Origin of the sequence: Streptomyces sp. NBC_00212 (assembly GCF_045206365.1) — a bacterium.
Classification (GTDB): Bacteria; Actinomycetota; Actinomycetes; order Streptomycetales; family Streptomycetaceae; genus Streptomyces.
In genome coordinates this window covers 409797-431937 of record NZ_CP108116.1, presented here as the reverse complement: position 1 = coordinate 431937, position 22141 = coordinate 409797, and the positions used below count along the sequence as shown (strand labels likewise).

28 protein-coding genes are annotated in these 22141 nt (G+C 70.2%); 21 read left to right on the top strand and 7 right to left on the bottom strand.

The annotated features are described in order from the left end of the window. The first annotated feature begins 95 nt into the window (after positions 1-95). The 19 genes from OHA17_RS41740 (at position 96) to OHA17_RS41650 (ending at position 13892) form a co-directional block, all read left to right on the top strand. Entirely contained in the window at positions 96-413 is a 318-nt protein-coding gene (locus OHA17_RS41740) for a hypothetical protein (protein ID WP_331721566.1), read from the top strand. A 279-nt stretch (positions 414-692) separates the two neighbouring features. Continuing rightward, positions 693-1043 (top strand): hypothetical protein, encoded by a 351-nt coding sequence (locus tag OHA17_RS41735; RefSeq protein WP_331721565.1) that lies wholly within the window; start codon positions 693-695, stop codon positions 1041-1043. A gap of 13 nt (positions 1044-1056) precedes the next feature. Then, on the top strand, positions 1057-1296 hold the full coding sequence (locus OHA17_RS41730) for a hypothetical protein (RefSeq protein ID WP_331721564.1): 240 nt from the start codon (positions 1057-1059) through the stop codon (positions 1294-1296). 210 nt (positions 1297-1506) lie between these two features. Next, positions 1507-2526: a DUF3560 domain-containing protein gene (locus OHA17_RS41725; RefSeq protein WP_331721563.1), complete on the top strand. Its 1020-nt coding sequence runs from the start codon at positions 1507-1509 to the stop codon at positions 2524-2526. 283 nt (positions 2527-2809) lie between these two features. Then, entirely contained in the window at positions 2810-2998 is a 189-nt protein-coding gene (locus tag OHA17_RS41720; protein ID WP_331721562.1) for a hypothetical protein, read from the top strand. Between the two features lie 85 nt (positions 2999-3083). Continuing rightward, a complete protein-coding gene (locus OHA17_RS41715; protein WP_331721561.1) occupies positions 3084-3635 on the top strand; it encodes a hypothetical protein in 552 nt (183 codons plus the stop codon). Positions 3636-3705: 70 nt separating this feature from the next. After that, positions 3706-4398 (top strand): hypothetical protein, encoded by a 693-nt coding sequence (locus tag OHA17_RS41710; protein WP_331721560.1) that lies wholly within the window; start codon positions 3706-3708, stop codon positions 4396-4398. A 112-nt stretch (positions 4399-4510) separates the two neighbouring features. Beyond that, entirely contained in the window at positions 4511-5980 is a 1470-nt protein-coding gene (locus OHA17_RS41705) for a ParB N-terminal domain-containing protein (RefSeq protein ID WP_331721559.1), read from the top strand. A gap of 67 nt (positions 5981-6047) precedes the next feature. After that, positions 6048-6302: a hypothetical protein gene (locus OHA17_RS41700; protein ID WP_331721558.1), complete on the top strand. Its 255-nt coding sequence runs from the start codon at positions 6048-6050 to the stop codon at positions 6300-6302. Between the two features lie 233 nt (positions 6303-6535). Further along, positions 6536-6907 (top strand): hypothetical protein, encoded by a 372-nt coding sequence (locus OHA17_RS41695; RefSeq protein ID WP_331721557.1) that lies wholly within the window; start codon positions 6536-6538, stop codon positions 6905-6907. A gap of 84 nt (positions 6908-6991) precedes the next feature. Further along, the gene (locus OHA17_RS41690) at positions 6992-7291 is read left to right on the top strand and encodes a hypothetical protein (protein ID WP_331721556.1); all 300 of its coding nucleotides are present in this window, start codon (positions 6992-6994) and stop codon (positions 7289-7291) included. A 338-nt stretch (positions 7292-7629) separates the two neighbouring features. Further along, positions 7630-8181, top strand: coding sequence for a single-stranded DNA-binding protein (locus tag OHA17_RS41685; protein ID WP_331721555.1), 552 nt, complete (start codon positions 7630-7632; stop codon positions 8179-8181). A 75-nt stretch (positions 8182-8256) separates the two neighbouring features. Then, a complete protein-coding gene (locus OHA17_RS41680) occupies positions 8257-9486 on the top strand; it encodes a hypothetical protein (RefSeq protein WP_331721554.1) in 1230 nt (409 codons plus the stop codon). Between the two features lie 132 nt (positions 9487-9618). Further along, complete coding sequence (locus OHA17_RS41675) at positions 9619-10284, top strand: hypothetical protein (RefSeq protein ID WP_406510994.1); 666 nt, start codon at positions 9619-9621, stop codon at positions 10282-10284. Then, positions 10281-10709 carry a DUF6248 family natural product biosynthesis protein gene (locus OHA17_RS41670; RefSeq protein ID WP_406510993.1) on the top strand — a complete coding sequence of 143 codons (429 nt, stop codon included), beginning with the start codon at positions 10281-10283 and terminating at the stop codon, positions 10707-10709. The genes OHA17_RS41675 and OHA17_RS41670 overlap by 4 nt, the downstream gene beginning before the upstream one ends. An 84-nt stretch (positions 10710-10793) precedes the next feature. Next, entirely contained in the window at positions 10794-11807 is a 1014-nt protein-coding gene (locus OHA17_RS41665) for a phosphoadenosine phosphosulfate reductase (protein ID WP_331721551.1), read from the top strand. Between the two features lie 43 nt (positions 11808-11850). Further along, positions 11851-12204 carry a hypothetical protein gene (locus tag OHA17_RS41660; protein WP_331721550.1) on the top strand — a complete coding sequence of 118 codons (354 nt, stop codon included), beginning with the start codon at positions 11851-11853 and terminating at the stop codon, positions 12202-12204. A gap of 79 nt (positions 12205-12283) precedes the next feature. Beyond that, entirely contained in the window at positions 12284-12904 is a 621-nt protein-coding gene (locus tag OHA17_RS41655; RefSeq protein ID WP_331721549.1) for a hypothetical protein, read from the top strand. A 256-nt stretch (positions 12905-13160) separates the two neighbouring features. After that, the gene (locus tag OHA17_RS41650) at positions 13161-13892 is read left to right on the top strand and encodes a hypothetical protein (RefSeq protein WP_331721548.1); all 732 of its coding nucleotides are present in this window, start codon (positions 13161-13163) and stop codon (positions 13890-13892) included. A 214-nt stretch (positions 13893-14106) separates the two neighbouring features. Here OHA17_RS41650 and OHA17_RS41645 read toward each other — a convergent pair whose 3' ends face one another. From OHA17_RS41645 to OHA17_RS41615, 7 genes are all read right to left on the bottom strand, one after another. Then, positions 14107-15114 carry an NAD(P)H-dependent glycerol-3-phosphate dehydrogenase gene (locus OHA17_RS41645; protein ID WP_331721547.1) on the bottom strand — a complete coding sequence of 336 codons (1008 nt, stop codon included), beginning with the start codon at positions 15112-15114 and terminating at the stop codon, positions 14107-14109. 44 nt (positions 15115-15158) lie between these two features. After that, positions 15159-15944, bottom strand: coding sequence for a class I SAM-dependent methyltransferase (locus OHA17_RS41640; RefSeq protein WP_331721546.1), 786 nt, complete (start codon positions 15942-15944; stop codon positions 15159-15161). After that, positions 15941-17083 carry a YcaO-like family protein gene (locus OHA17_RS41635; protein WP_331721545.1) on the bottom strand — a complete coding sequence of 381 codons (1143 nt, stop codon included), beginning with the start codon at positions 17081-17083 and terminating at the stop codon, positions 15941-15943. The genes OHA17_RS41640 and OHA17_RS41635 overlap by 4 nt, the downstream gene beginning before the upstream one ends. Then, positions 17073-18347 (bottom strand): TfuA-like protein, encoded by a 1275-nt coding sequence (locus tag OHA17_RS41630; RefSeq protein WP_331721544.1) that lies wholly within the window; start codon positions 18345-18347, stop codon positions 17073-17075. The genes OHA17_RS41635 and OHA17_RS41630 overlap by 11 nt, the downstream gene beginning before the upstream one ends. A 69-nt stretch (positions 18348-18416) precedes the next feature. Next, positions 18417-18554, bottom strand: a complete 138-nt coding sequence (locus OHA17_RS41625; RefSeq protein ID WP_331721543.1) for a hypothetical protein — start codon at positions 18552-18554, stop codon at positions 18417-18419. Between the two features lie 167 nt (positions 18555-18721). After that, positions 18722-19057 carry a DUF6415 family natural product biosynthesis protein gene (locus tag OHA17_RS41620; RefSeq protein ID WP_331721542.1) on the bottom strand — a complete coding sequence of 112 codons (336 nt, stop codon included), beginning with the start codon at positions 19055-19057 and terminating at the stop codon, positions 18722-18724. 121 nt (positions 19058-19178) lie between these two features. Then, positions 19179-19517: a hypothetical protein gene (locus tag OHA17_RS41615; RefSeq protein ID WP_331721541.1), complete on the bottom strand. Its 339-nt coding sequence runs from the start codon at positions 19515-19517 to the stop codon at positions 19179-19181. 93 nt (positions 19518-19610) lie between these two features. Here OHA17_RS41615 and OHA17_RS41610 point away from each other — a divergent pair, with 93 nt between their 5' ends. Together OHA17_RS41610 and OHA17_RS41605 are read left to right on the top strand one after the other, a co-directional pair. Beyond that, positions 19611-20423: a GntR family transcriptional regulator gene (locus OHA17_RS41610; RefSeq protein ID WP_331721540.1), complete on the top strand. Its 813-nt coding sequence runs from the start codon at positions 19611-19613 to the stop codon at positions 20421-20423. A 252-nt stretch (positions 20424-20675) separates the two neighbouring features. After that, positions 20676-22139, top strand: a complete 1464-nt coding sequence (locus OHA17_RS41605; RefSeq protein ID WP_406510992.1) for a helix-turn-helix transcriptional regulator — start codon at positions 20676-20678, stop codon at positions 22137-22139. Positions 22140-22141 lie beyond the last annotated feature (2 nt).

Genomic DNA, 22141 nt, shown 5'->3' with positions numbered 1-22141 from the left:
AGTTGTGGCGAGGGGGCAACAACTCCCCTCTGAGCCCCCTCGCCACTTCCCCCGCGCGAATCCATCCGACGCACCGTGCCCCCTCTGGAGTCGTCATGCTGCGCTTCCTTCTGCATGCTTTGCGCCGCCCCATCCTCATCAGCCCCTTCGACGGATGGCTCTCGCTGCCGCCCGTCGCCCGGACCTTCCTTCCCGACGCCACGGCCGACGAAGCGGTCACGTACAACCGGGCCCGCAAAGCCATGGCGATCACGCTTCTCCTGTTCCGCACGGGCCGTACGGCCAACTGCCTCACCAGGGACATCGAAGCCGCCGCCACCGCCCTCGGCTGGGCCTCCGTCTCCCGCCAGACCCGCGCGGCCGTCCGCGCCAACCTCGGCGTTCTCTGCACCGATTCGAGGGTCTACCGGTAGCCCCAGGCAGGAGTCACCGTGTCCGCGCTCCAGGACGACCACCGCCCCTTCCTCCCCGCCGATTTCGAAGAACCCTGCGAGGACTGCCCAGCCCCCGCAGGGTCCTACTGCCGCCCAGGATGCAGCTCCGGCTACACAGCCGACGACGCCCGCGCAGACGCACAGCGCCAGGCCTCGAACTCTGCGTGAACCGGCCGCCGTCCAGCGGCCCGCCCACACACCCCATCCCCCGGAAGGCCCCCAATGCGACTTGCCGACCTCCCCGCAGGCGCCATGACCATGACCGCCCCCCTCATCACGGTCGAGGCCCGAGAACTGATCGAGGGCGACCTCATCAACGTCGGCGGGAGCACGGTCACCGTGACCGGCACCGAGCCGTGCGACCTGCCGGGGATGATCCGCCTTCCCGTCAGCTACCGCCCGTACGACAACGAGACCATCCGCACCGAGCGGTGGACCATGCCCGCGACCACTCGCCTTACCCCGCGTCTGCTGCTGCGCACCGCGCACATCACCTGCGCGCGGTGCGAGCCCGGTAGCAGCGGCCACGACGTCCAGGTCGACCGCGTGAGCGAAGGCCGCCTCAGGTCCTGGATCTGCGCCAGGCACCTCACCCCGCCCGGCAGCTGAAAGGACGACAGAAATGGCCCACAGGCCCCGCAAGTTCCCTATTGGCACCGCCGTCGCCTTCTATCCCGGGGGCGGCCACCGCCCTGACGCTCACTGGCTGGGCATCGTCGAAGAGCACTTGTACGCCCCGGACGGCAAACCCTGGGGGTTGACCAACGTCCGCTGCACCGACCCCCGAGGGTTCCTGAACAACCGTGTCGGCCAGGTGACCACCGTCCAGACACGCAAGCTGCGCCGCCTCGATTCCGAGTAGCCCCGCCCCCGCAGGTCGGGCACCGGCAGTTCCAGCAGGCGCAGGCGCGCCCGCCCCGTGTCGTCCATGCCGCTGGCGAACTCCGCCGCGAAGACGCTCACCCCCCTTTCCGCCGGGCGCGCGAGCCCGTGCCCGGCGGTACAGGCCGCGTTCCCAGCCCACGTTCCGCCGCTCCGGCCGGGGCACGCTTTCCACAGAAAGGGCAGTTCAGTGACCATCGAGATCACGCACAGCCGTCGCGAGGGCACCCTCATCGACGGCACGACCAAGGGCAGCAAGGCGGTCGAGATCCTCAAGTCCCGCCACTACCCGTCGGGTTACACCCAGCCCGCACGCTGGTCCCGCACGCTGGGCAGCTGGTACCTGCCGCACAGCCGCGACAAGAAGGCTCCCACAGGGATGCTGGAGGCGCTCGCCGAGCGGCTGCGCTCCGCAGGCTTCACCGTCACGCTCACCATCGACAACAACGACCGCCGCAGCTTCGCCGAGGCCGAAGCCGAACGCGTCGAGAAGGCCGAAGGACGCGCGGACCGGTTCGCCCAGTACGCGGACAACGCCGCCACCCGGTCCGAGAACGCCTGGAAGCGCGGCCACCAGATCGCCGACGGCATCCCGCTGGGCCAGCCCGTGCTGGTCGGCCACCATTCCGAGCGCCGCGCCCGCCGCGACCAGGAGCGCATCGACACCGCCATGCGCACCAGCATCGGGGAGCGCGACCGGGCCGCGCACTGGGTCGGCCGCGAGCAGGCCGCCGCCCGATACGAGGACTTCCGCAAGAACCCGGCGCGCACCCTGCGGCGCATCGCGAAGCTCAAGGCCGATCTGCGCGCGGTCGAGAAGTGGCAGCGCGGAGAGTCCGCCAAGGGCTACAGCCGCAACCCCCAGAACCCTCAGACCCGCCAGGAACTGGGGATCGAGCACGCGGAGTTGAGCGAGGAGATCGAGTACTGGGAGAACGTCGTCGCCGAGGCAGAGGCGAAGGGCTTCAAGGCCTGGTCGAAGGCCGACTTCCAGCGCGGGGACTACGTCAGCTGCCGCGGCACCTGGTACGCCGTGCTGCGCGCCAATGCCAAGACCCTCACCGTCCCGCACATCTTCAACGGCACCGGCCAGACCGTCGTTCACGCCGACCGGAACCACTACTCCGGAACGTCGAGCCTGCCCTACGACAAGGTCACCGGCCGGATGAGCGCCGAGGAGATGCAGCAGAAACAGGACACCCCCAAGTGAAGCTGCATCCGTAAGTCGCCAGCCGCCAGCACCCGCCGGCCCACGGCCAACGACACCAGGCATGCCACCACTCAGGGCAACACCGCCGGTCCGGCGCAACCCGCCGGACCGGCCCCGACCCACTTGCACGCCGCGTGCAAGGCACCGCCCTTCCTGGCTGTCCCAAGGCCCCCCGAATCCGCCGGGCCCCAACGGGCGCCTCAGACGCAGGCGGCCTCTATGCGAAGCCCGAACTTGCCAATCCCCCCTGCTCTCCACCCCCTACCGCCTGAAAGGAAGTGCCATGAAACGGCACAGCAAGCGCCACCTGTCCCTGCCCGCGCCCCGAGATGCCCGCACCGTGACGCCCGACCCGCGCTGCGTGGACTGCGGAGCGCCCGGGGCTGAAGAAGTCGCCCTGCTGCCGCGGACGGACGGCGACGTACGCCGCGTCCTGGCCTGCCCCATCCATGCCGCCGCCCGCCGCATGTGACTGCCCCACCCGTGCAGTTCGGGCTCACACCAAGCAGTACTGCACGAGTGCCCCCCCACCTCCCCACCACCGTGAGGAAGCGACCATGCCGTCAGTCAGCCCCTACGTGACGATCGAGGAATGGGAGGCATCCGCCGCCGCCCAGCGTGCCGCGGCCCGAGGCGTGGCGCGCCTCATCGCCGACACCCTGCGCCATCAGTTCCCCGGCGCCGCCTACCTCGTACTCACCAGCGACCCCGAACACGAGCCCGCCGCCCAGCTGTTTCCCCACAGCATCCGCGACGAGACCGGCGCCGCCCTCTACGACTTCGAGGACCACCTCATGCCGCCCGTCGAGCACGGCACCCCGCTCAGCGCCGCGTGGTGGGACCTCTCCCCCCGCGACCCGTTCGACCTACGGCTCATCCTGCGCTGCCTCCACACGGCCGGAGCTGTCTTCGACACCTACCCCCCAGACCTTCACACCGACGGCGACCCGGTGGATGAGAGCCTGCCCTGCCTCCTGCTCAGTTCCACCGCCCGTCCCGCGCCCTTCCACCAGGAGAACGACGCCACCGCCAGCGAACGGCTGCTCCGGCCCTACAGCCCGCCCGCAGGCAGCACCGCTCGCCACGGAAAGGCGGCGCGTGATTCCTAATCTCGCCGCCTGCCCTGCCGTCAGAGCGCCAGGTGACACAGCCAAACCCCGTTCGAGGAAGGGAAAGTTGATGAGCAAGCCGGAGGACGTCTTCGCGGCGCTGGAGCAGTCCGGTCACTACGCCGGCCTGATGGTGGCGCTGATCGGGACCGAGTCGCGGAGGAGGGCCGCGGAGGATTCGGTGGCGCTGGAGTTCCTCGGTGACCAAAGCACCGACTTCATGCGGGGCGATGTCTCCGTGTCCTACGTGAGCTGCGGCCTTCAGGTGAGCGCTGCGCACGCCCCGGTGAGCCGCTGGTTCCTGGCGCTCGGCGCGCTGGGAAGCGTGGAGGCCGTCGGGGGCGACGTCGGCCCCGTGACGCCCGGTGCTTCCCAGTGGTCGTGGCGTCCCGGCGGGCAGGGCCTGGTTGCCGGACTGTGGGGCGGTTCGCTGGACGTCGGGTGTGGGCTGGAGTGCTCGGCGCGGATCCAGCCGGACCGTCGGCGGATGAACCCGGACACGGAGGTGACGGCGGTCCTCTCGGTGGTCCCTGACCGGCAGGAACAGCGCGAGGCAGCGTGGGGGCTCGGGGTCCGGTTCCTCGGGGCACTCTGCTCGGGTGATCCGGCCTGGACCGCGAAAGCCGCCACCCGGCGCATGGTGGAGCGCGCCGTGGCCCGGTGCGCGGCGTACGACGCCGCCTGCCTCAGTACCGAGCGCGCGGTACTTGCGCCGCCGAGTACCGGCTCATCCGGCAACCCCGCGACGGAACGCCTGGGTTGAGGCGATGCGGGGGTGGGTTCACACCCCCGCATCTTCCACTATTATTGAGTTATGCCGGAGGGGGCACCGTCCCCCTCCCCGCATCCCACCGCCAGTACGAGGAGGAACCTCCATGGCCACCGCCGCCAAGCCCCGCGCCACCGCCCAGAGCCCGGAACAGGCCCCCGAGCTGTACGAGATGCTGGTGGTCCACCTCGATGCGGACCGCGTAGTGCGCGACGCGTGCAACGCCCGCGAAACGGACACCGCGCCGGACGACACCCTCATCGACTCGGTGAAGACCGTAGGCATCCAGGACCCCATCAGTGTCCGGCCGCTCCCGGACGGCACGTACGGAGCCTTCAAGGGATGGCGCCGGGCCCAGGCCCAGCAGGCCGCCAACGCCACCGCCGTCGACGAGCAGCGCGAGGTACGCAAGGTCCCCGCCTACGTCCGCGCGGATCTTGTGGGACGTGACGGGTGGACCCGGTTTCTGAGCCTGGTCGAGAACGCCCACCGTGAGGGCATGGCCGAGCGGGACAAGGTCCGCTCCGTCGAACTCGCGCTGGTCGGGATGAGCGAGGTGGAGCAGACCCAGGCCGTGAAGGCGCTCGGTGTGCGGCGCGGAGCCGTCAAGCACGCCCGCACCGCACAGAAGCTGAACGACGCGGCGCTACGGCGTGCGTCGGCGGAGGGCATGGACCTGGAGCAGACCGCGCAGCTCGCCGAGGTCGCCGAGGCCCCGGGTGCCGAGCGGCGGCTTCAGAGCGCGCTGCGCCGGGACCAGGAGACGGGTGAGGGCGGGCGCGGGCACTGGGACCAGGAAATGGCCCTGCTCAAGGCTGAACTGGCCGACATCCAGGCTCATGCGGCGGCGATCGCGGCCCTGAAGGAGGCGGAGATCCGGCTTCTGCCGCGCCGCAACCACGTGCCCTTCGGTGAGAAGGACACTTCACGGCCGCTGTCGGAGCTGACCACCCCGCTGGGCAATCCGCTCACCGAGGCCAACCACGCCGGATGCCCCGACCACAGCGCCCGCCTGGACGAAGCCCACCTGCCGGTATGGCACTGCGCCGACCCCGCGGCCCACGGACACAAGATCCGCCCCGAGGCCCGCAAGCCGAAGAACCCGCTCTCCCCCGAGGAAGCGGCTAAGCGCAGCAACTCCATTGCCAGCACCCGGGCATGGAAGGCGGCCCGCGAGCCCCGGCACGCCTTCCTCACCAAGCTCTGCCGCGCCAAGACCCTGCCCGAAGCCGCCCGCACCTTTGCCCTCCAGCATTTCGTGAGCCGCTGCGCCGACAAGCGCGACCCCGAGGTCCTCGGCTCGATCCTCGGCGCCAAGCCCGACAGCAGCCCAGCGCCGCTGAACGTGCCCAAGTCCCGCGACACTGCGCTCCTATTCGCCAACGTCGCCGCCGCGTTCGAATACGACCTGCGCGAGGACAAGGCCTGGACCGCCCCGGGACCCAACGCCGCCGCATGGCTTCTGCTCCTCGAATCGCTCGGCCAGGACACCAACGACTACGCCCTGTCCGAGGTCGAGGACCAGGCCGTCACCCGCTACCGGCCCACGACCGACGCCCCCGGCCAGACCGCCTGACCCGCACCCGCCCCGGGGCGGCGCGCACCGCCGTGCCGCCCCGGCCAGCCCAGAAGGGACGGCCAGCGTGAAGATCACGCCCGAGCACACCGGAACCTGCGTCTCCTGGAGCATCCCGTGCACCGGGACCGTGACCGTACGGCTCGCCCACGCCGATCAACACGGCGTCTCCTACACCTGCACCGACGGGTACCGCGAGTACCAGCCCACCTCGTTCGCGCTGAGCCTCAACGACATCACCGCCCACTGGCGCCGGGCCACCCCCGAAGAGACCGCCGAGTTCGAACGTCTTTACCGGCCCGCCCCCGAGAACTGGGACTGACCCCCAGCTCCAAAGCTCTTGCAGGCCACGGAGATTGAGCCCGCCCCGCACGCGCCTTCGCCAGCCCCGGCCCTGCCGACATCCCCGGCACCGTCCGGCACACCCCGCCCCTGGACCGTTCACCCCGCCCGCTGGCCGTCACCGGACCCTGACGGTTCCGCCCACAGGCCCGCGACGCCCTCAGCCCCGTCCCGGCCCGCCCCTTCGCCCCTTCACTCACCTGGGAGATCACCATGCCTGACACCACGCTCGCCAACGTCTGCGCCTACATCCGCAAGCTGCCCGGCCGTGCCGACATCGCGGCCGTCCAGGAAGCCTGTGCCCAGCAGCTCCTCACCCTGGACCGCGAAGCCCGGCCCGTCATCTCCTCCGGCCGCCGCGCCAGGATCACTGACATCCGGCCCGCCTTCCTCGCCGGACTGACCGGCACCGTCCAGGAACCCAACCGGGGCGCCACCCGCTGGCACTTCCTCCTCGACGAAGACTCCACCAACGCCATGCGCCGCGACCCCCGCACCACCTTCACCGTCCCCGACGACACCGCACGCTTCCGCATCCCCGGCAAGGGAATCCCCGCCGGATGCATCGAACTGCTCGACGCCTAAGCCAAGTTCGCGTGGGGGCGGCAGCACTCTGCCGCCCCCACACCCGACCGCTCCCATGCGTCACCCCTAGGAAGGACCAGGCCCATGGACACCGCAATCTCTGTCGTCGCATTCGCCCTGTCTCTGTGCGCCCTCACCGGCGCACTGTCCGGGCGGATCACCGCACGCCCCTTCTACGCCCTGCTCACCGTGGCCTTTCTTCTCCTGGTCATTCGAGACATTCACCGGGACGCCCAGTTCCCCGCGATCACCGATGCGGCCTTCACCGGGTTCTTCGCCTGGCGCTGGTGGCAGAACGGCGGCGGAAACGACACCAAGCGCCGACTGCGCGGCCTCTCCCGCCGCTTCAAGCCGGTCCGCCGCACCGCCCCTACCACATCATGAGCGCAATCGGTTGCCCGTTCTGCCTCCGCCCGGTCGCCCTCACCTCAACCGGACGGGTGTGGACTCACGGGCCGACAACTGCCCGCTGCCCGGGCTCTCGTCGCCCTGCTGTCCGGCGCGTGCCGCCCTCCTGGAAGTCCTTCTTCCGGGGCCGGCCTGTCGTCAGGTGCCCGGCACCGACACCTGGGACCCATACAGCCGCGTGTGAGCGTGAGCGTCTGCCGCCGCCGTGGGGCTCCACGCACCGACGGCACGGGCACGCGCCCCGTATCTCCCGGCGGCATGGGGGTTGACCCTCCTCTATCTTCAACTATTATTGAAAATAGAGGAGGTTTTTCATGCCATCTGATCTCGTCACCCCCGTCACCGGCACCGTGACCGGCGACGTCGAATGCCGCATCACCGAGACGGGCACTGTCATCGCCCGTTTCCGGCTCACCGTCCGCCCCCGCGAATGGGATGCCCGTGCCAGGGCCTGGCGCGACGGGAAGCCCGTCGCCTACATCTGCACCGTGTGGCGGGACCTGGCTCGCAACGCCGCGGAATCGCTGACCGACGGAGTCACCGTCCTCGTCCACGGCCGCATCACCGAAGTCCGCGACAACACCGTGTGGTTCAGCGTCGACGAGCTCGGCATCAGCCTGCGCCAGCGCATCGCCTACACCGAGCAGAGCCTGCCCAGCCCCCAGGCCGCCGCCCCCATCAGCGCACCGCAACCGGCCGCCGTCCCGGCCGCGCGCCCCGCACCGCAGCCCGCCGCCGCACCTGCCCGCCGTGCGCGAACGGACTCCCGGCCGCGCTGGTGGGAGGCCGAACGCTCCCAGGGCTGGCCCGGATTCACCTCCCCCGGCGCCGACTCCCCGCCCCCCACGGCCGCCAGGACCCGCTGACCCTCAGCGCCCAGCCGCACGCCGGCTGCCGCGCGGGGCCCTTCCCCTTCGACTCGTCCCCCGGAGGCGTTCGCCATGCCCCGCACCTCTGCCTGCCCGCAGCTGCCGCTATTCGGCGCCGCGCCCTGCGACGCCGACATCGACACCGTCATCAGCTGGGGACTTGGCTGCGACTCCACCGCCTACGTCGCACGGATGCTCACCAACCCCGCCGCGCACGGCATCAACCTCGAGCGCACCGTCGTCCTCTACATGGCCACCGGCAGCGAGTGGCCCGAAACCCGCCTCCTGGTCGAGAAGTTCATGCTGCCCCTGCTGCGCAAGCACAGGGTGCGGTTCGTCCAGCTCGCCCGCAACGGCCACCTGCGCGCGGACGGTTTCACCGTCCTGGACGACTCCCGCCACCCCGATCAGCTGTTCGCGCGCGGGCCCTGGACTCTGTGGGACGACCTGGAATCCGTGGGCACCGTTCCCCAGCAGGCCGGCACCCGCAAGTGCAGCCTGTGGGCCAAGGGCGACGTCGGCGACTGGTGGCTGGGGCAGCTCTTCAACGGCCGCCCCTTCCGCCAGATCATGGGCTTCAACGCAGACGAGGAAGGCCGCCGCTTCGGCGACCAGGTCGCCTCCAAGATGCCCGGGCGAACCGGGGAGTTCCCGCTCATCGACTGGGGCTGGGACCGGCAGCAGTGCGAGGCCTACCTGATGGAGCGGTTCGGGGTCCTCTGGCCCAAGTCGTACTGCACGTTCTGCTGTTTCCCGGCCTCGATGGGCGCCCTGCCCGCGCACCTGGAGCGCATGCGCACCCACCCGGACCTCGCGGGCGAGGTGCTGCGCCTGGAGTACACGGCGATGAGCCTCAACCCCAACGCCAAGCTCTACGGCCGCAAATCCCTGCTGGGACTCCTCGACCCGGCCCAGCCCCGCGACCGGGCCTGCCTCGACGCCTTCGAGCGCGAACTCGACATGCCCTGGGCCCTCTACCGGGTGCGCCGCCTGTTCCTGCTGTCCGACGAGGGCAGACGCCGCCCGGTGATGCGCTCCACCGAGCGCATCGACCTCGGCCGCCCGCACCAACTGGCCCGACGTCTGGTCTCGATCTCCCAGCGCCATGGTGTCGAGGTCGAGCACGACCCCGCGTACGGGCGCGCCCGCGCCTGGACCCGCCCCCGCGGCACCGCCTGGCCCATGGCCGAGGACCTCTTCACCACCGCCCCCGCCCGCGTCATCGACAAACAGGACACCGGCTTCGAGCGGGAGTGGAACGCCCTGCTCTCCGGTAGCGCCGCCCAGCTCTCCCTCACCTGAACCCACGCCCACCGCCCACCGCCCCTGGAAGGAGCGTCCCCATGCGCCCCGTTTCCCCAGCCGTTGCTCACGCCGCGGGCCCGTGCCGTGCTGTACCTCGCGACTCCCTCCGGGCCTGAGGTCCGGGCAGCGATGCGGGCCGGCCTGCTCGCCTGCATGACGACCCCGGCCCAGGGCAACGTGATCCCCGACCGCGCGCTGTATGCCTGCGACAACGGGAAGTTCGGCAAAGGCTGGCCCGGACCGGCGGCGTGGTTCTCCTGGCTGCAGTCGACGGCTGACCGGTACGGCCGTACCCGCTGCCTGTGGGCCGTGGCCCCCGACGTACCGATGAACGCCGAGGCCACCCTGGCTGAGTCGCTGCCCTGGCTGGAACCGATCCGCTCACTGGGACTCCCCGCCGCCTTCGCCGCCCAGGACGGAAGCGAACACGGGCTCATCCCATGGGGCCAGTTCGACGTGCTGTTCCTCGCCGGGTCCACCCCGTGGAAGACCGGGCCCGCCGCCCAGCGCCTGGCCGTCGAGGCCGGGGAGCACGGGCTCGCCGTCCACATGGGGCGCGTCAACTCACGCCGCCGGCTGCGCATTGCGCAGGCCTTCGGCTGCACCAGCTGCGACGGCACCTACCTCGCCTTCGGACCCACCACCAACCTCCCCCGACTCCTGGCCTGGATGAACGAACTCCACACCACCCCAACCCTGTTCGGAGACCACACATGGCCACCCGGCTGCGCCACATCGGCGCATCGATCATGGGGATCCTCGACCCCGTCCCCTCCCTCACCGCCCCGCCGATGAGCAGCGAGGAGGGCGCCTGGGTCCGGGCCCATGCCTGGACCAAAGGACTTCGCCGCATCGAGGATGCCTACCCGCACGGATTCCACCGATGGTGCTCGTGCGAACGCGGCACGTGCACCTCCTGCGCCGCAGGCCGCCACGACCGGTGCATCAGCGCCACCGGCCCCCGCACCGACACGGACGCCGGCACCATCACCGACAGCGCAGGGTTCGTCGTCGCGGTCATCTGCTACGCCCCCGGCCAACGCCCCTGCCGCTGGCTCTGCCGCTGTACCCACCCCACGCCCACCGCCGAAAAGCCCGGCGGACGGGTACCGACAGGCAGCCGAGCAACACCGCCCGCCGGGGCAGGCCCTGGCCGGGCCGGGGTCCCGACCGGCGACCGCAACACCGGCGAACAGCCCGGGCAGACCGCCCTGTTCTGATCGCCAGGCCCCGCACTGTCACCGCCCCCAGCGGGCGCCCGCCACCGCCCCTGCCCCTGCCCCTGCCCCTTGGAGGAAGAAGCAATGCTCCACGAGCCGTGTGATCTCACCGCCTACGACCTGATCGCTCCCCAGCTGTCCGGCGGCAACGACAGCGCCCTGACCATGTCGCTGCTCATGGACGCCGCGCAGCCCGCGGGCGTCGTCGATCGCGTCCGCAGCTTTCATGCCTGCCTCGGCCCGCTCGACTGGCCCCCTGTGACCTACCAGGGCACGGTGTGGCCGGGCGTCGCCGAGCTCGCGGCACTGCAGAGCGCCGCCTTCGGCCTGCCCGCCGGCCGGCACACCCAGGTGACCCGGACGCTGCCCGGCCCCGACGGAACGCGGATGCCGCACTCGCTGCTCACCGAGATCGCCGCCTACGGCCGCTTCCCCCGCATGGGCAGCAAATTCTGCACGAAGGCCGCCAAGGAGTCCGTCGTCAGCATGGCCTGGACCCCCTACGTCACCGCGACGTCGCGCGAACTCGGCCGGCCGGTACGGATCCTGAAGGTCCAGGGCCACCGCCGTGACGAAAGCCGCCGACGAGCCGCCATGACGGCGTTCCGCACCGTGCAGGCCAACAGCGCCCGGATCGTCGACGAATGGCTGCCCGCCCTCGACTGGCCGCGCCCCGCCGTCCGCGAGTGGAGCCAGGACCATCCCGATCTGAGGCACTGGACGTACGACTCGGTGCCCGGCGCCGGCGACTTCGCGGGCACCTCAAGGTGCTCGTGCAGTCTGTGCTCGTTCGCGGGGCTGCGCGATCTGCTGCTCGCCGTCGCCCGCCGGCCCCGGCTCGCCGCCCTGTACGCAGAAGTCGAAACCGCCCGCGGCGACCGCCTCCGCTCCGACTGGAGCATCACCGACCTGATCCGCCACGCGACCACCTGCGGCACGCCCGAACCCGGCATCATCTGCCCCGACGACGGAGATGACTTCACCGCCCTCGAAACCCAAGTCCGAACCCAGCTTGCGCAACCACCCCGCAAGCCCGTCGACCTCGCCGCACACCCAACCGGACGAACGCTCTGCGACGGTTGCCAAGCCCGCGCCTGACCGCCCGGCCAACCCCCTTCACCGCACGGGAGAATCGGAACCGATGACCTACCCCATCGAACACCTCATGGACCTCGTCGCTCTCGCGCATACGACGACCGATCGCGACGAACTGCTCCGGCTGCTCCGCGACGGGCACTCCCTCTACCACCAGGGCCTCGCCGAGACCCGCGCCGCCGTCACCGCCGAGTACCAGACCCTGCCCGACCGCGCACTCCTCGAACAGTGCCGCACATTGCAGCTCCTTCTGCCCGATGACGCCACCCGCCAGGACGCGCTCTGCGCACTTGCTTTCGTACGCTGGGAGAACACCCCCACCGCCCTCGCCTACGACGCGATAGCGCGGCACGCCGCTCAGCACGGCGTGAGCCTATTGCCCGAGGAGGAAGCCCGGTAGCGTTGCGCCGGCCGGCTGGAGCTGTCGTCAGCGCCCCTCGGGCGAGGGCAGTGTCAGAGGCCTCCCGTAGGTTCATCCCATGAGTTCCTCCCTGAGCGTCTACCTCCTCGATGTAGCCGCCACACGTGCCCTGGTCGGCTCGCGCGATGAGCAGCTGCTGGAGGTGATCCGCAACAGCTTCGGAGACGACCTAGCCCGCGACGACGAGTACTTCAGCGACGCGATTGAGTCTGGAGCCCCGACGGCGTACGAGGCATTGCAGGCCGTTGTCTATGGCGGGCCTTTCAGCGAGGACCGGGAGGTCGCGTTCCAGTACGGCTACGCGTACGAGCGGCTGTGCGAGCTGACCGGATCGTTTCTGGACAACAACTCCTTCACCCCGCACCGGGGTGACTGGCTGTCCGTGGTCGACCAGGGCCTCAAGGCACTGGGTGTCACGGCCGTGTCGGTCGCAAGCTTCAGCTACAGCGACTTGCCCAAACCTCTGCCGTACGCCTTCACACCGGGCTGCGGCGAATGGCCACCCGACCAAATCACCAGCGCTCTCGCACAGTTCGAAGGCGCCAAGCAGGCGATCGACGCTTCGGGCCAGGCACCGCCCCTGGACCCGGAAGTCGTCGAAGCCGTCACGCAATGCCTCGGCTGGATGCGCCACGCAGCGGCAAAGCCAGGCTTCGGCGTGATCGGCTTCCGCTCCTGAGACGAGTGCACCAGACCATCAACATGTGAGTTGTGGACGTCACGAACGACGTCCACAGCCGCGCGTCCGGACAGGTCCCCCAAGATCCTTGTGGCCGAAGTCCGAGGGACCGGGTGAGTTCCTCGAGGCCTGGGGGCGCACCGCACCGAGGGAAAACTGCCGGCGCCCGCTGGACCCACCCCGCCATCTTCTGCCATTATGGAAAGAAGAAGGCGCGGGAACCGCCCCCGCCGACGTCTGTGGGACGGACTCCGCCATGCCCTCCTCTCCCGATCGCGCCCGCCTCGTGGGCACCGCGGAGATCGGCGAAGAGTTCGGCGTGAGCACCGGAACCGTCACCCTCTGGTACAACAACCGGAGCACCACAGGCTTCCCGGAAGCCGTCGGCAGCAAGGGCCGGGCACGCCAGTGGGAGCACGGCGCGGTCAGCGACTGGTTCGCGGCAAAGGAAAAGCCCCGCCTGCAGGAGGCCGGCGCAGCGATCGCCGGCGACCCGGACGAACTCCTGAACGCGACCCAGGTCGCCAAGGTTCTCGGCTATAAGAACGCCAACCAGATCACCAACTATCTGCGCAACAACCCGGGCTACTTTCCCGAGCCCGACGTCGTCGAAGAGCTCGGCACGCCCGAACGCCCCTGGACCCGCAAGAAATGGCGGCGCTCGACCGTCACCGGGTGGACGGCCACCCGCCGCGGTAAAGGGAACCGGCATGACCTCGCCCGCGAGGAAGTGTTGCCTGAGGTCTCCCCCGACGGTGACCCCGACGAGCTCCTGGCGGCGCCCGCCGCGGCCGCGCTGCTCGGCTACAAGAACACCAACAGCTTCAGCAGTTCCTTGTCGCAAGGCCTTCTGCCCCGCCTCAGGGAAACGGACGGCACTCTGCCCGCCGCACGCGGGAGCCGCCCCGCCTGGACCCGGCGTCGTATCCTCGACCAAGCCGCAGAGCGATCGAACAGAACCAGAAGGACTTCGTCCCCCGAAGGGTGACGTGCAGACACGGTGTCTGGTCAGGGTTGTTGATGCCCAGGCGGGCCAGAACACCGTCCGGTGGCCGGCATGGAGGAGTCGCCAACTCCTCCCCCGCGGCGGCACACGCCGCCGCGGACCGGCCGCTGCGAGCCCAACTCCGCCTACCTGTCCGCCCGCCAAACCCTGGCCGATAGCCTGACCCGCCGCGTCGGGACTCCTGCCTACCAGCAGCTCAGGAGTCGTAGCGTTCAGGCTTGGGTGCCCGGGCCAGCAGCCGGTCGGCTGCCTGCGTGACGTTGATACGCCCCTTGATGACATCGACGACGACCTCGGTGATGGGCATCTCCACCCCGTAGCGGTGCGCGAGGGCCAGCAGCGCCGCGGACGACTTCACGCCCTCCGCCGTCTGCTTCGTGGCCACGGTCGCCTCATCCACGGTCATACCCTGACCGAGGTGTTCACCGAAGGTGCGATTACGAGAGAGCCGCGAGGAGCAGGTGGTGATGAGGTCGCCGACGCCGGCGAGGCCGGAGAAGGTGAGGGGGTCGGCGCCGAGGATGGTGCCGAGGCGTGCGGTTTCGGCGAGGCCGCGGGTCATGAGGAGGGCGGTGGCGTTGTCGCCCAGTCCCATGCCGCCGGCGAGGCCGACGGCGAGCGCGATGACGTTCTTGATGGCGCCGCCGAGTTCGCAGCCGATGACGTCCGTGTTGGTGTAGGGGCGGAAGTACGGCGTCATACATGCCTGTTGCAGGGTCTTCGCCACCGTTTCGTCGGTGCTGGCGATGACGGAGGCGGCGGGCTGCTTCTCGGCGATCTCGCGGGCCAGGTTCGGGCCGGACACGACAGCCACCCGCTCCGCCGGCACCCGGGTCACCTCGGTGATGACCTCGGACATGCGCAGGCCGCTGTGGGTCTCGATGCCCTTCATCAGGCTCACCACCACGGTTTGGGGCTCGATCAGCGGCGCCCACTGGGTGAGGTTGGCGCGCAGCGACTGGGCCGGGATCGACACCACCATGAAGTCGGCCCCGGCAAGAGCCTTGGCGGGATCGGTGGTGGCGCGCAGCGTCGAGGGCAGCGCGATCCCGGGCAGGTAAGCGGGATTCTCGTGGCCGTTGTTGATGGCGTCGGCGATCTCGTCGCGGCGGGCGTGCAGCATCACGTCGTTGCCGGCGGCGTCGGCCAGGACCGCCGCGAAGGCCGTCCCCCACGACCCGGCCGACAGAATGGCGATCTTCATCGAGGTTCCTCTTCTACTTCTACGTCGGAACTGAGTGTTGGAGCCTATTGGGGCGCGGTCGGGTCGGGTGGGCGGCGCAGGGTCACGACGAGTGAGCGACGCCCGGCGAGGAGGGGGAGCATGCGGTTCGCTTCGGTGAGCATGTTCTGCGCCTGGTTACTGCCCAGTTCGCGACGCAGTTCGGCTTCGTGAGCGATCCACAGGCGGTACAAGCGTGCCCACATGGCGGGTTCCCCGGGCCGCTCGCCAACCTGCTCGACGCTGAAGCCCGCAGCCTCTTCCTGATCGAGCACCAAGGGGTGGAGGGTGCGGCGTACGGCGCGGGTGATGACGGCGCGGCCGCCGGGGCGCAGGATGCGGTGGAGTTCGCGCAGGGCCGCGGTGCGGTCTGGGGCGTTGCCGAGGGCGTCTATGCAGACGAGTCCGTGGGCTTGGGCGTCGGGCAGACCGGTCACAGTCAGCGTGGCGACGCGGAAGGTGGCTCGCTCCGGGGCTACGAACGCCGCGCGGCGGGCGGTGGCGAGGTCGACAGCGACCGGTGAGATGTCAATCCCGAGCAGGCTGGCGGACAGGGAGCGGGCGAGCCAGAGGCCCACGCCTCCGGTGCCGCACCCGGCGTCGACCAGCAGTTCGCCAGGGTTGAGGCGCAGTTGTCCGGCCAGGGTGCCCAGGAGGGGCCAGTCGCAGGAGCTGTGCGGGGCGACTTCGACGGGGTAAGCGTCGCCCATGGCTTCGGCGTACAGGCGTGCCACGCAGGTGCTGCGGGCGCGGGCGCGGTGGAAGGCGTCGTAGCCGTCGCGGAGCTGCTGTTCATGCTGCGCGGTGGTCATCGGGGTACCGACCTGGTGATCCGTGACCTAGCGGCAGGGCAGATGACCTTCAGCGCGTAGAGGGGCTCGGCCGGGTCGGACAGGTCCAGGCAGATCGGTTCGTAGCCGGTCACCTTCTGGATGCGTCCGGCGATGGCCATGGCCTGCTCGGCGAGGGTCGCGTGCCAGCCTGTCCGTCCGTTGGCCACGATGCTCCACGGCACGTACGGGCCCGGGGAGATATGCGGCCGGGCGGAGAGTGCGGCGTCGAATGCCGCCTCGTGGGAGGGGAGATCGTCGCGGGTGCCAGCGATGCACGTCAGTCGGGACTGGGCGGCTTCGGTGATGGCGCGGGAGAGCGCGATGTGGGGTTCGCTGTGGCAGCCGGTTCCGGCGAAGGTGACCGGGTAGTCCTCGGACCAGAGGTAGGCCAGGCAGACCGGGATGTCGTAGCCGTTGTCCACGGATACCAGCTCCATCGCGACCCCGGCGCCCATTAGTTGCAGCAGCAGGCGTCGGCAGTACGGGTCGGTGACGGTCGCGGGATCGATCAGGGTCCGGCCCGCGCCCGAGGCCAGCTGGTCGGTGAACAGGGCATCGCGTTCGATGACTTCGTACATGGCGTGCAGCAGCGCCTCGTCCCGGTCGTTGCCGCAGGCCAGTCCGGTACTGCTGGTGTGGAACAGGTCCGGTTCCCACATGGGGCGCGCCGCCGCGCGCTGGACCAGGCCGAGCGGCACCAAGACATGGCGCCTGCTCAGGACTCCGGTGCCGGCGACCCAGTCCAGCTGCAGCTCCTCCGCTCCGGGTGCCATCGCTTTGAACGGCAGGGCGGCTAGGGGATAGGGCAGGTCGAGATCGGCGGCCGGGGCCCGCCGCACGGTGCGCAGCGGCTGTTCGGCGTGCCACAGCTCGATGCCTTCCATGACGGCGGAGATCTTGGCCAGGTCGTCGCTGGCGCCCTTGCCCTGGGTTGCCGTCAGGGTCTGCGACGTGGGGCGGATCGCCGTCCACACCGGCATGCCCACATAGTCGAGGCCGGTCAGCCGGGCCACCCGGGTGATGCCGTAGCGGGGCAGCAGCGGGACGAGAGCGGCCCACGTTTCGTGGGGCACCCGGGCGCGGACCGTCCCGTCGAGATAGATGGGTTCACTGGGCATCGGTCAACTCCTGGTTGGACAGGTGCTGCTCCTGGTCGTGGAGGAGTCCCGTCATGAAGTGCTTGAGTTCACCGGCCGCGTGGGTGCTGGAGTGAAAGCCGCGGGCCGTGGCCTCGTCTTCCAGGTCCTGGGGGCCAGGGCAGTGCCACAGGCGCTGGAGGGCGCGGGCGGTCGCCCGGTCGTCGAGCGCTTCGGGGCAGAAGCCGGGCTGTGTCCGGCGGGCCGTGTCGTTGCAGGCCGCGTATCGGGTGATGGCCGTCCGGTCGGCGGCGGTCTCGTGGGCCAGCAGGCGGGCCACGGTGTCCGGGTCGCTCAGGTCGGGGACGGGCCGGAAGAGTGCGTGTGGGGGGATCTGGCGGCCGTGCGGCTTGGTCAGCCTCTCCACGCGGGCGGTCAGCGGCATTCCGGGTGTTCCGTCGCTGGGATGTTCGGAGAGGTTGCCGAGCCAGGTACGCCAGACGGCGCGGAAGCCGGGATCGAAGAGCTGCTGGTAGGCCACGCGCCGGGCCGTCACCATCGGCACACCGGCCACGCAATCAGTGGCGGCATGATTGACCCAGCGACGGTAGTACCCGGTGTCCCAGTACCGCACTGTCGCCGGAGCGGTCTGCGGCGCGTAGGTGGTGGCCAGCGCGAGCAGCAGGGCTTCGAGGGCGTCGGCCCGCTTGACGTCGCCGAAATGCGGATCGGCCGAGAGCCGCTTCTGGAACCAGGCAGCGAACGCTTCGGCGTCATTGCGGCGGGAGACCGCCAGGACGGCGGGCAGGGTCCGGTGCGGGTAGTACACCTCCCGGACCGCGGCCAGCAGCCCCGCCGCGACGTGCGGTGCCACGATCCCGTCGTGTTCGGCGACGGCCAGGACGCGGCGGAGGTTGACCAGCGGCCAGGTCAACGACCGCCAGCTGCCGTCCGTTTGCTGCCCGACCGCGACCTCGTCATCACCGTCGAGGTCGCCGCCCAGATAGGCGCGGAAGACCGCGCCGACCCCGGTCATCCCGTACGCACTCAGCTCGGCGGCGCGCAGCGCGCCGATCGAGGCGGCACCGATGACGCGGACGCCCCGGTCCATCACGGCCAGGAGCTCCTTGTGCCGCACCGCCGCGACCTGGTGGTACATCCCGTCGATGAGGACCACCGTGTCCCCGGTGCGGACCGCGGGGTCGAACAGGTCACCGTGGCGCATCGGCGGCAGCACGCGGACCCGGGGGACGGCGAGCAGCGGTTCCCCGTGGTGCAGGGTCGGCCCTACGTAGACGTGAATCATGTGCACCTCCACAGGCGAGGCCGCGGTGCCGGAACCGAAAGCGGTTCCGGCACCGCGGGTTTCACGGGGTTAGGCGACGCCGCCTTCCTGCTCGACGTCCTCGATGCGGACGACGCTGGACGGCACGGTGATCGCGGCGATACCGCCCGGCGTCTCCATCACGACGGGCTCGGCCTGGGCGGCGAGTTCAGACTTCGACAGGTCCACGAGCTTCTCCTTGTCATCTCTGCGTGCGGCGCGGGCCGTTGCCCGTTCCGCGCCCCTCCCCTGGGCGGGTCGGGGGTCGGTGCCGTCCCCTCTCGGGGGACGTGAAGGGACGGCACCAGGGCGCCGGGCCAGGGGCGGAGCCTTGCTCCTCGGGCCCGGTGCCGGTCTCAGGGCCGCCTGGCCTCGGCGGCGTACCGCATCAGGTGATCGACGCCTTTGGCCAGCAGCCGGAGCCGGGCGGCCGGATCACCGCCTGATTCACGGAGCAGCTTCTGGGCGTGCCGCAGGGTGCCCTCGGCGATGTCCCGGTCCCTGGTCTCAGCCTTGAGTGCGTGCACGTAGATCTCGGCGGGCTCGACGAGACCGATGATGTAGCCGCGCAGACGGCCCCGGACCGCAGTGGCCACGGCGCCGGTGGGGCAGGCCACCGCGAGGGCCATCGCGATCTCGATATCGCGGCACATGTCGATGCGTGTGGCGGTGTTCGGCATCTGGTCACTCACTTCCGGCCTCCGAAGCCCTCAGAGCCGTGGGCAAGTTGGGCCGGACAACCCACGGGCTCGTTGGTGTCCTTCGCGCTCGCGGCGCCGGCATCGGTGGGTGTCGCTTCCGTGCTCTGGGGCATCAGGACTCCTCTCCGAACAGGGCCCATAAGGTCTGGTCGTCCTCGGAGACGCCAGAGGCGTTGGCCAACTGGCCGATGAGGATCACGCCCGGCCCGTGGATCTGCAGGAACGACAGCGGCACGAAGCCGTGTGCGGCGATACGGATCCGGGTCCCGGCGGTCGACAGCGTCATCTCGATGCTGTCCGGCCGGGCGCCGAGGACGGCCGCGAACAACTCGTTCGCGATGAGCGGGGCATCGGGGTGCCCCAGGCGACCAGCCGTCCACACGCGAACGTTCCGGGCCTCCTCGGGAATCCCTTTGAAGGCCTTGCGCCAGGTGTGCCCCGATTCGGGCATGACCGTCCCCCAGGAACTTTCTGAGTACGGATAAACCTTATCTGTACTCAGATTGTCGCGGCAGTTGGCGCAGGTCAAGGGGAAGGGGAGAGTATGTGTACACAGATTGACGCGATCATCCTGAACGGTGGTGTGGCAGTGGCACAGCCCGAGTACCTGCGGATCGCCGATGACCTGCGGCGCCGTATCAGCTCCGGCGAGTTCCGGTCCGGCGACCAGATCCCGACCCTGCCCGCGCTGTGCGAGCACTACCGCGTCTCGGAAACCACCATCCGCAACGCGCTCGGGCTGCTCCGCAACGAGGGGCTCATCGAGACGCGGGCCCGCGCCGGTACCCGGGTCCGTCCGCGGCCCCCGATCCACCGGATGGCCGCCGACCGCTACCGCACCACGCCCAGCGCCAAGTCCACGCCGTACACGCGTGATCAGGGCATCGCGTGGTCGGAGTACCGGCTCGACAAGCGCTTCGAGAAGGTCCAGGCCGGCGCCGAGCTCGCCGCCCTCTTCGAGTGCGAAATCGGTGAACGGCTCCTCGCCCGGCACTTCGTGTTCTACGACAACGACCAGCCCACCCAGATGTCCACGTCCTACGTCCGCTGGGCCGACGTCGCCGGAACGCCCGTCGCCGACCCGATCAACGAGCCCTGGCCCGGCGGCACCCGGGCCCAGATGGCCAGCCTCGGCATCACCGTCTCCCGCATCACCGAGTCGTTCACCTCGGGGATGCCGGACGAAGCCGAAGCCGCGACCTTGCGGATAGGGGCCGGAGTCCCCGTCCTGCGCTACACCCGCCGCCACATCGCCGACACCGGACGCGTCGTCGAAGTGGGCCACCCCATCGTGCGCCGCGGCGACACCACCATCGTCGACTTCGTCATCGACCTCGCCGAAGACGGAAGTGCTTGAGCTGGTGTTCACGAGAGCTCCCGGTCCTGCGTCGAGTGGGTGCCTCAACCGTTTCAATTCGGGCTTTTGACGTCACGGTCGGCGGTGTCCAACTTTTTTGGCGCCGCCGCAGCATGACTGCCTGCGCGAACCGGATTTCTGAGGCGGATTCTTGGGTGGATCGTGTCTCGCGCGAGCAGTGGGCAGGCTCCCGATGGGGTCCCGCGATGGCTACGGTGAAGTCGTCCCTTCGCGCATGAGCAGGAGCGAGAGATGACGACACGTCCCCGGCCGGGCAGCAAAAGCGATCGGGATGCCCTGCGCCATGAGCTGGCCACAGCCGGGTGTGCACTCTCTGAGATCGCCGTGGAGATGCGAGTTCGGTTTCGCATGCGGCCACGTGAAGCGTGGCGCCACGCTCACGGCTGGACCTTGCAGGAAACCGCAGACCGCATCAGTGACCTGCCCGGCCACGCCCTGGCTGCGGACGCATCGCTGATCAGCAAGTGGGAGAAGTGGCCCGGGCCCAGCACCCGCCGACCCAGCCTCTCCGCCCTGGTGGCACTGGCAGCCGTATTCGGCTGCCCCGTTGAGGACATCCTCGACGTCGACGACTATCGGGCACTGCCCGAAAGCGATCTGCGGGTGCTGCGACATCAGACCGGTCCGCCGCCGGCAGAAGCAGCGCAACGCCCCGTCCCGATCGAGGTGGTGCCAGATCACCGGAACGACGTCCTCGTGGCTGCGACGGAATCCGCGGCATGGGCGCAATGGGTGGAGTCCACCAACGTCGGGGAAATCGCCTTGGAGCAGATCCTCGCGGACGTACGGAGTCTGGCGGGCGAGTACCTCACTGGCGATGCCGTCGAACTGTTCGGCCGTGCCCGTCGGCTGCGGGACCGGGTGTTCGCACTGGTCGAAGGGCACCAGCCGCCGCAGCAGTCGGTCGACCTTTACGTGTCGGCCGGCTATCTGTGCGGGCTCCTCGCCTGGATCTCCAGCGACTTGGGCAACCTTCGGGCGGCGGACACGCAAGGGCGTACAGCCTGGCTGTGCGCCGAGATGTCCGGTCATGCCGAGCTGCGGGCCTGGGTGGCCTCCACACGAAGCAAGGTGGCGTTCTGGGACGGCCGGCTGCGTGAGGCCATCCAGCACGCCCGCCGCGGCGCCGCCTATCACCCCCGCGGAACCGTGGGCGCCCTGCTCGCCTGCCAGGAGGCCGACGCCTGGTCCAAGCTCGGGGCCGCCGACGAGACACAGGCCGCGCTGCACCGAGCCGCCCTGGCCCGAGAGGACGTTGACGGGCCGGACGACATCGGCGGCATTTTCTCCTGCCCTGCCGCCCGGCAAGAGAATTACGCAGCTGGAGCGCACCTGCGCATCGGCAGTTTCGCCGATGCGCTCACCGAGGCAGATGCCGCGCTGGAACACCTCCGTGCTCAGCCGGTCCACGCCTACGGCACCGAAGCCCAGGTGCACATCACCCGCGCCATCGCCCTGCTGGGCAGCGGCCAGCCGGAAGGAATCATGGCGGCCCTCTCCCCTGTACTCGCCATGCCGCCCGAGCAGCGCCTGGACCCGATCACCCAACGGATGCAGGACCTGGCCCAACTCATGGCCGTCGGCCGCGTGGCGACCGGTTCGGCCACCCTGGCGGCCCGCCGGGTCCTGTCCGACTGGTGCCACGACTCAGCGCCGCGGCAGCTGGCCCTCTCGTCAGACACTGGTCCGCACTGATT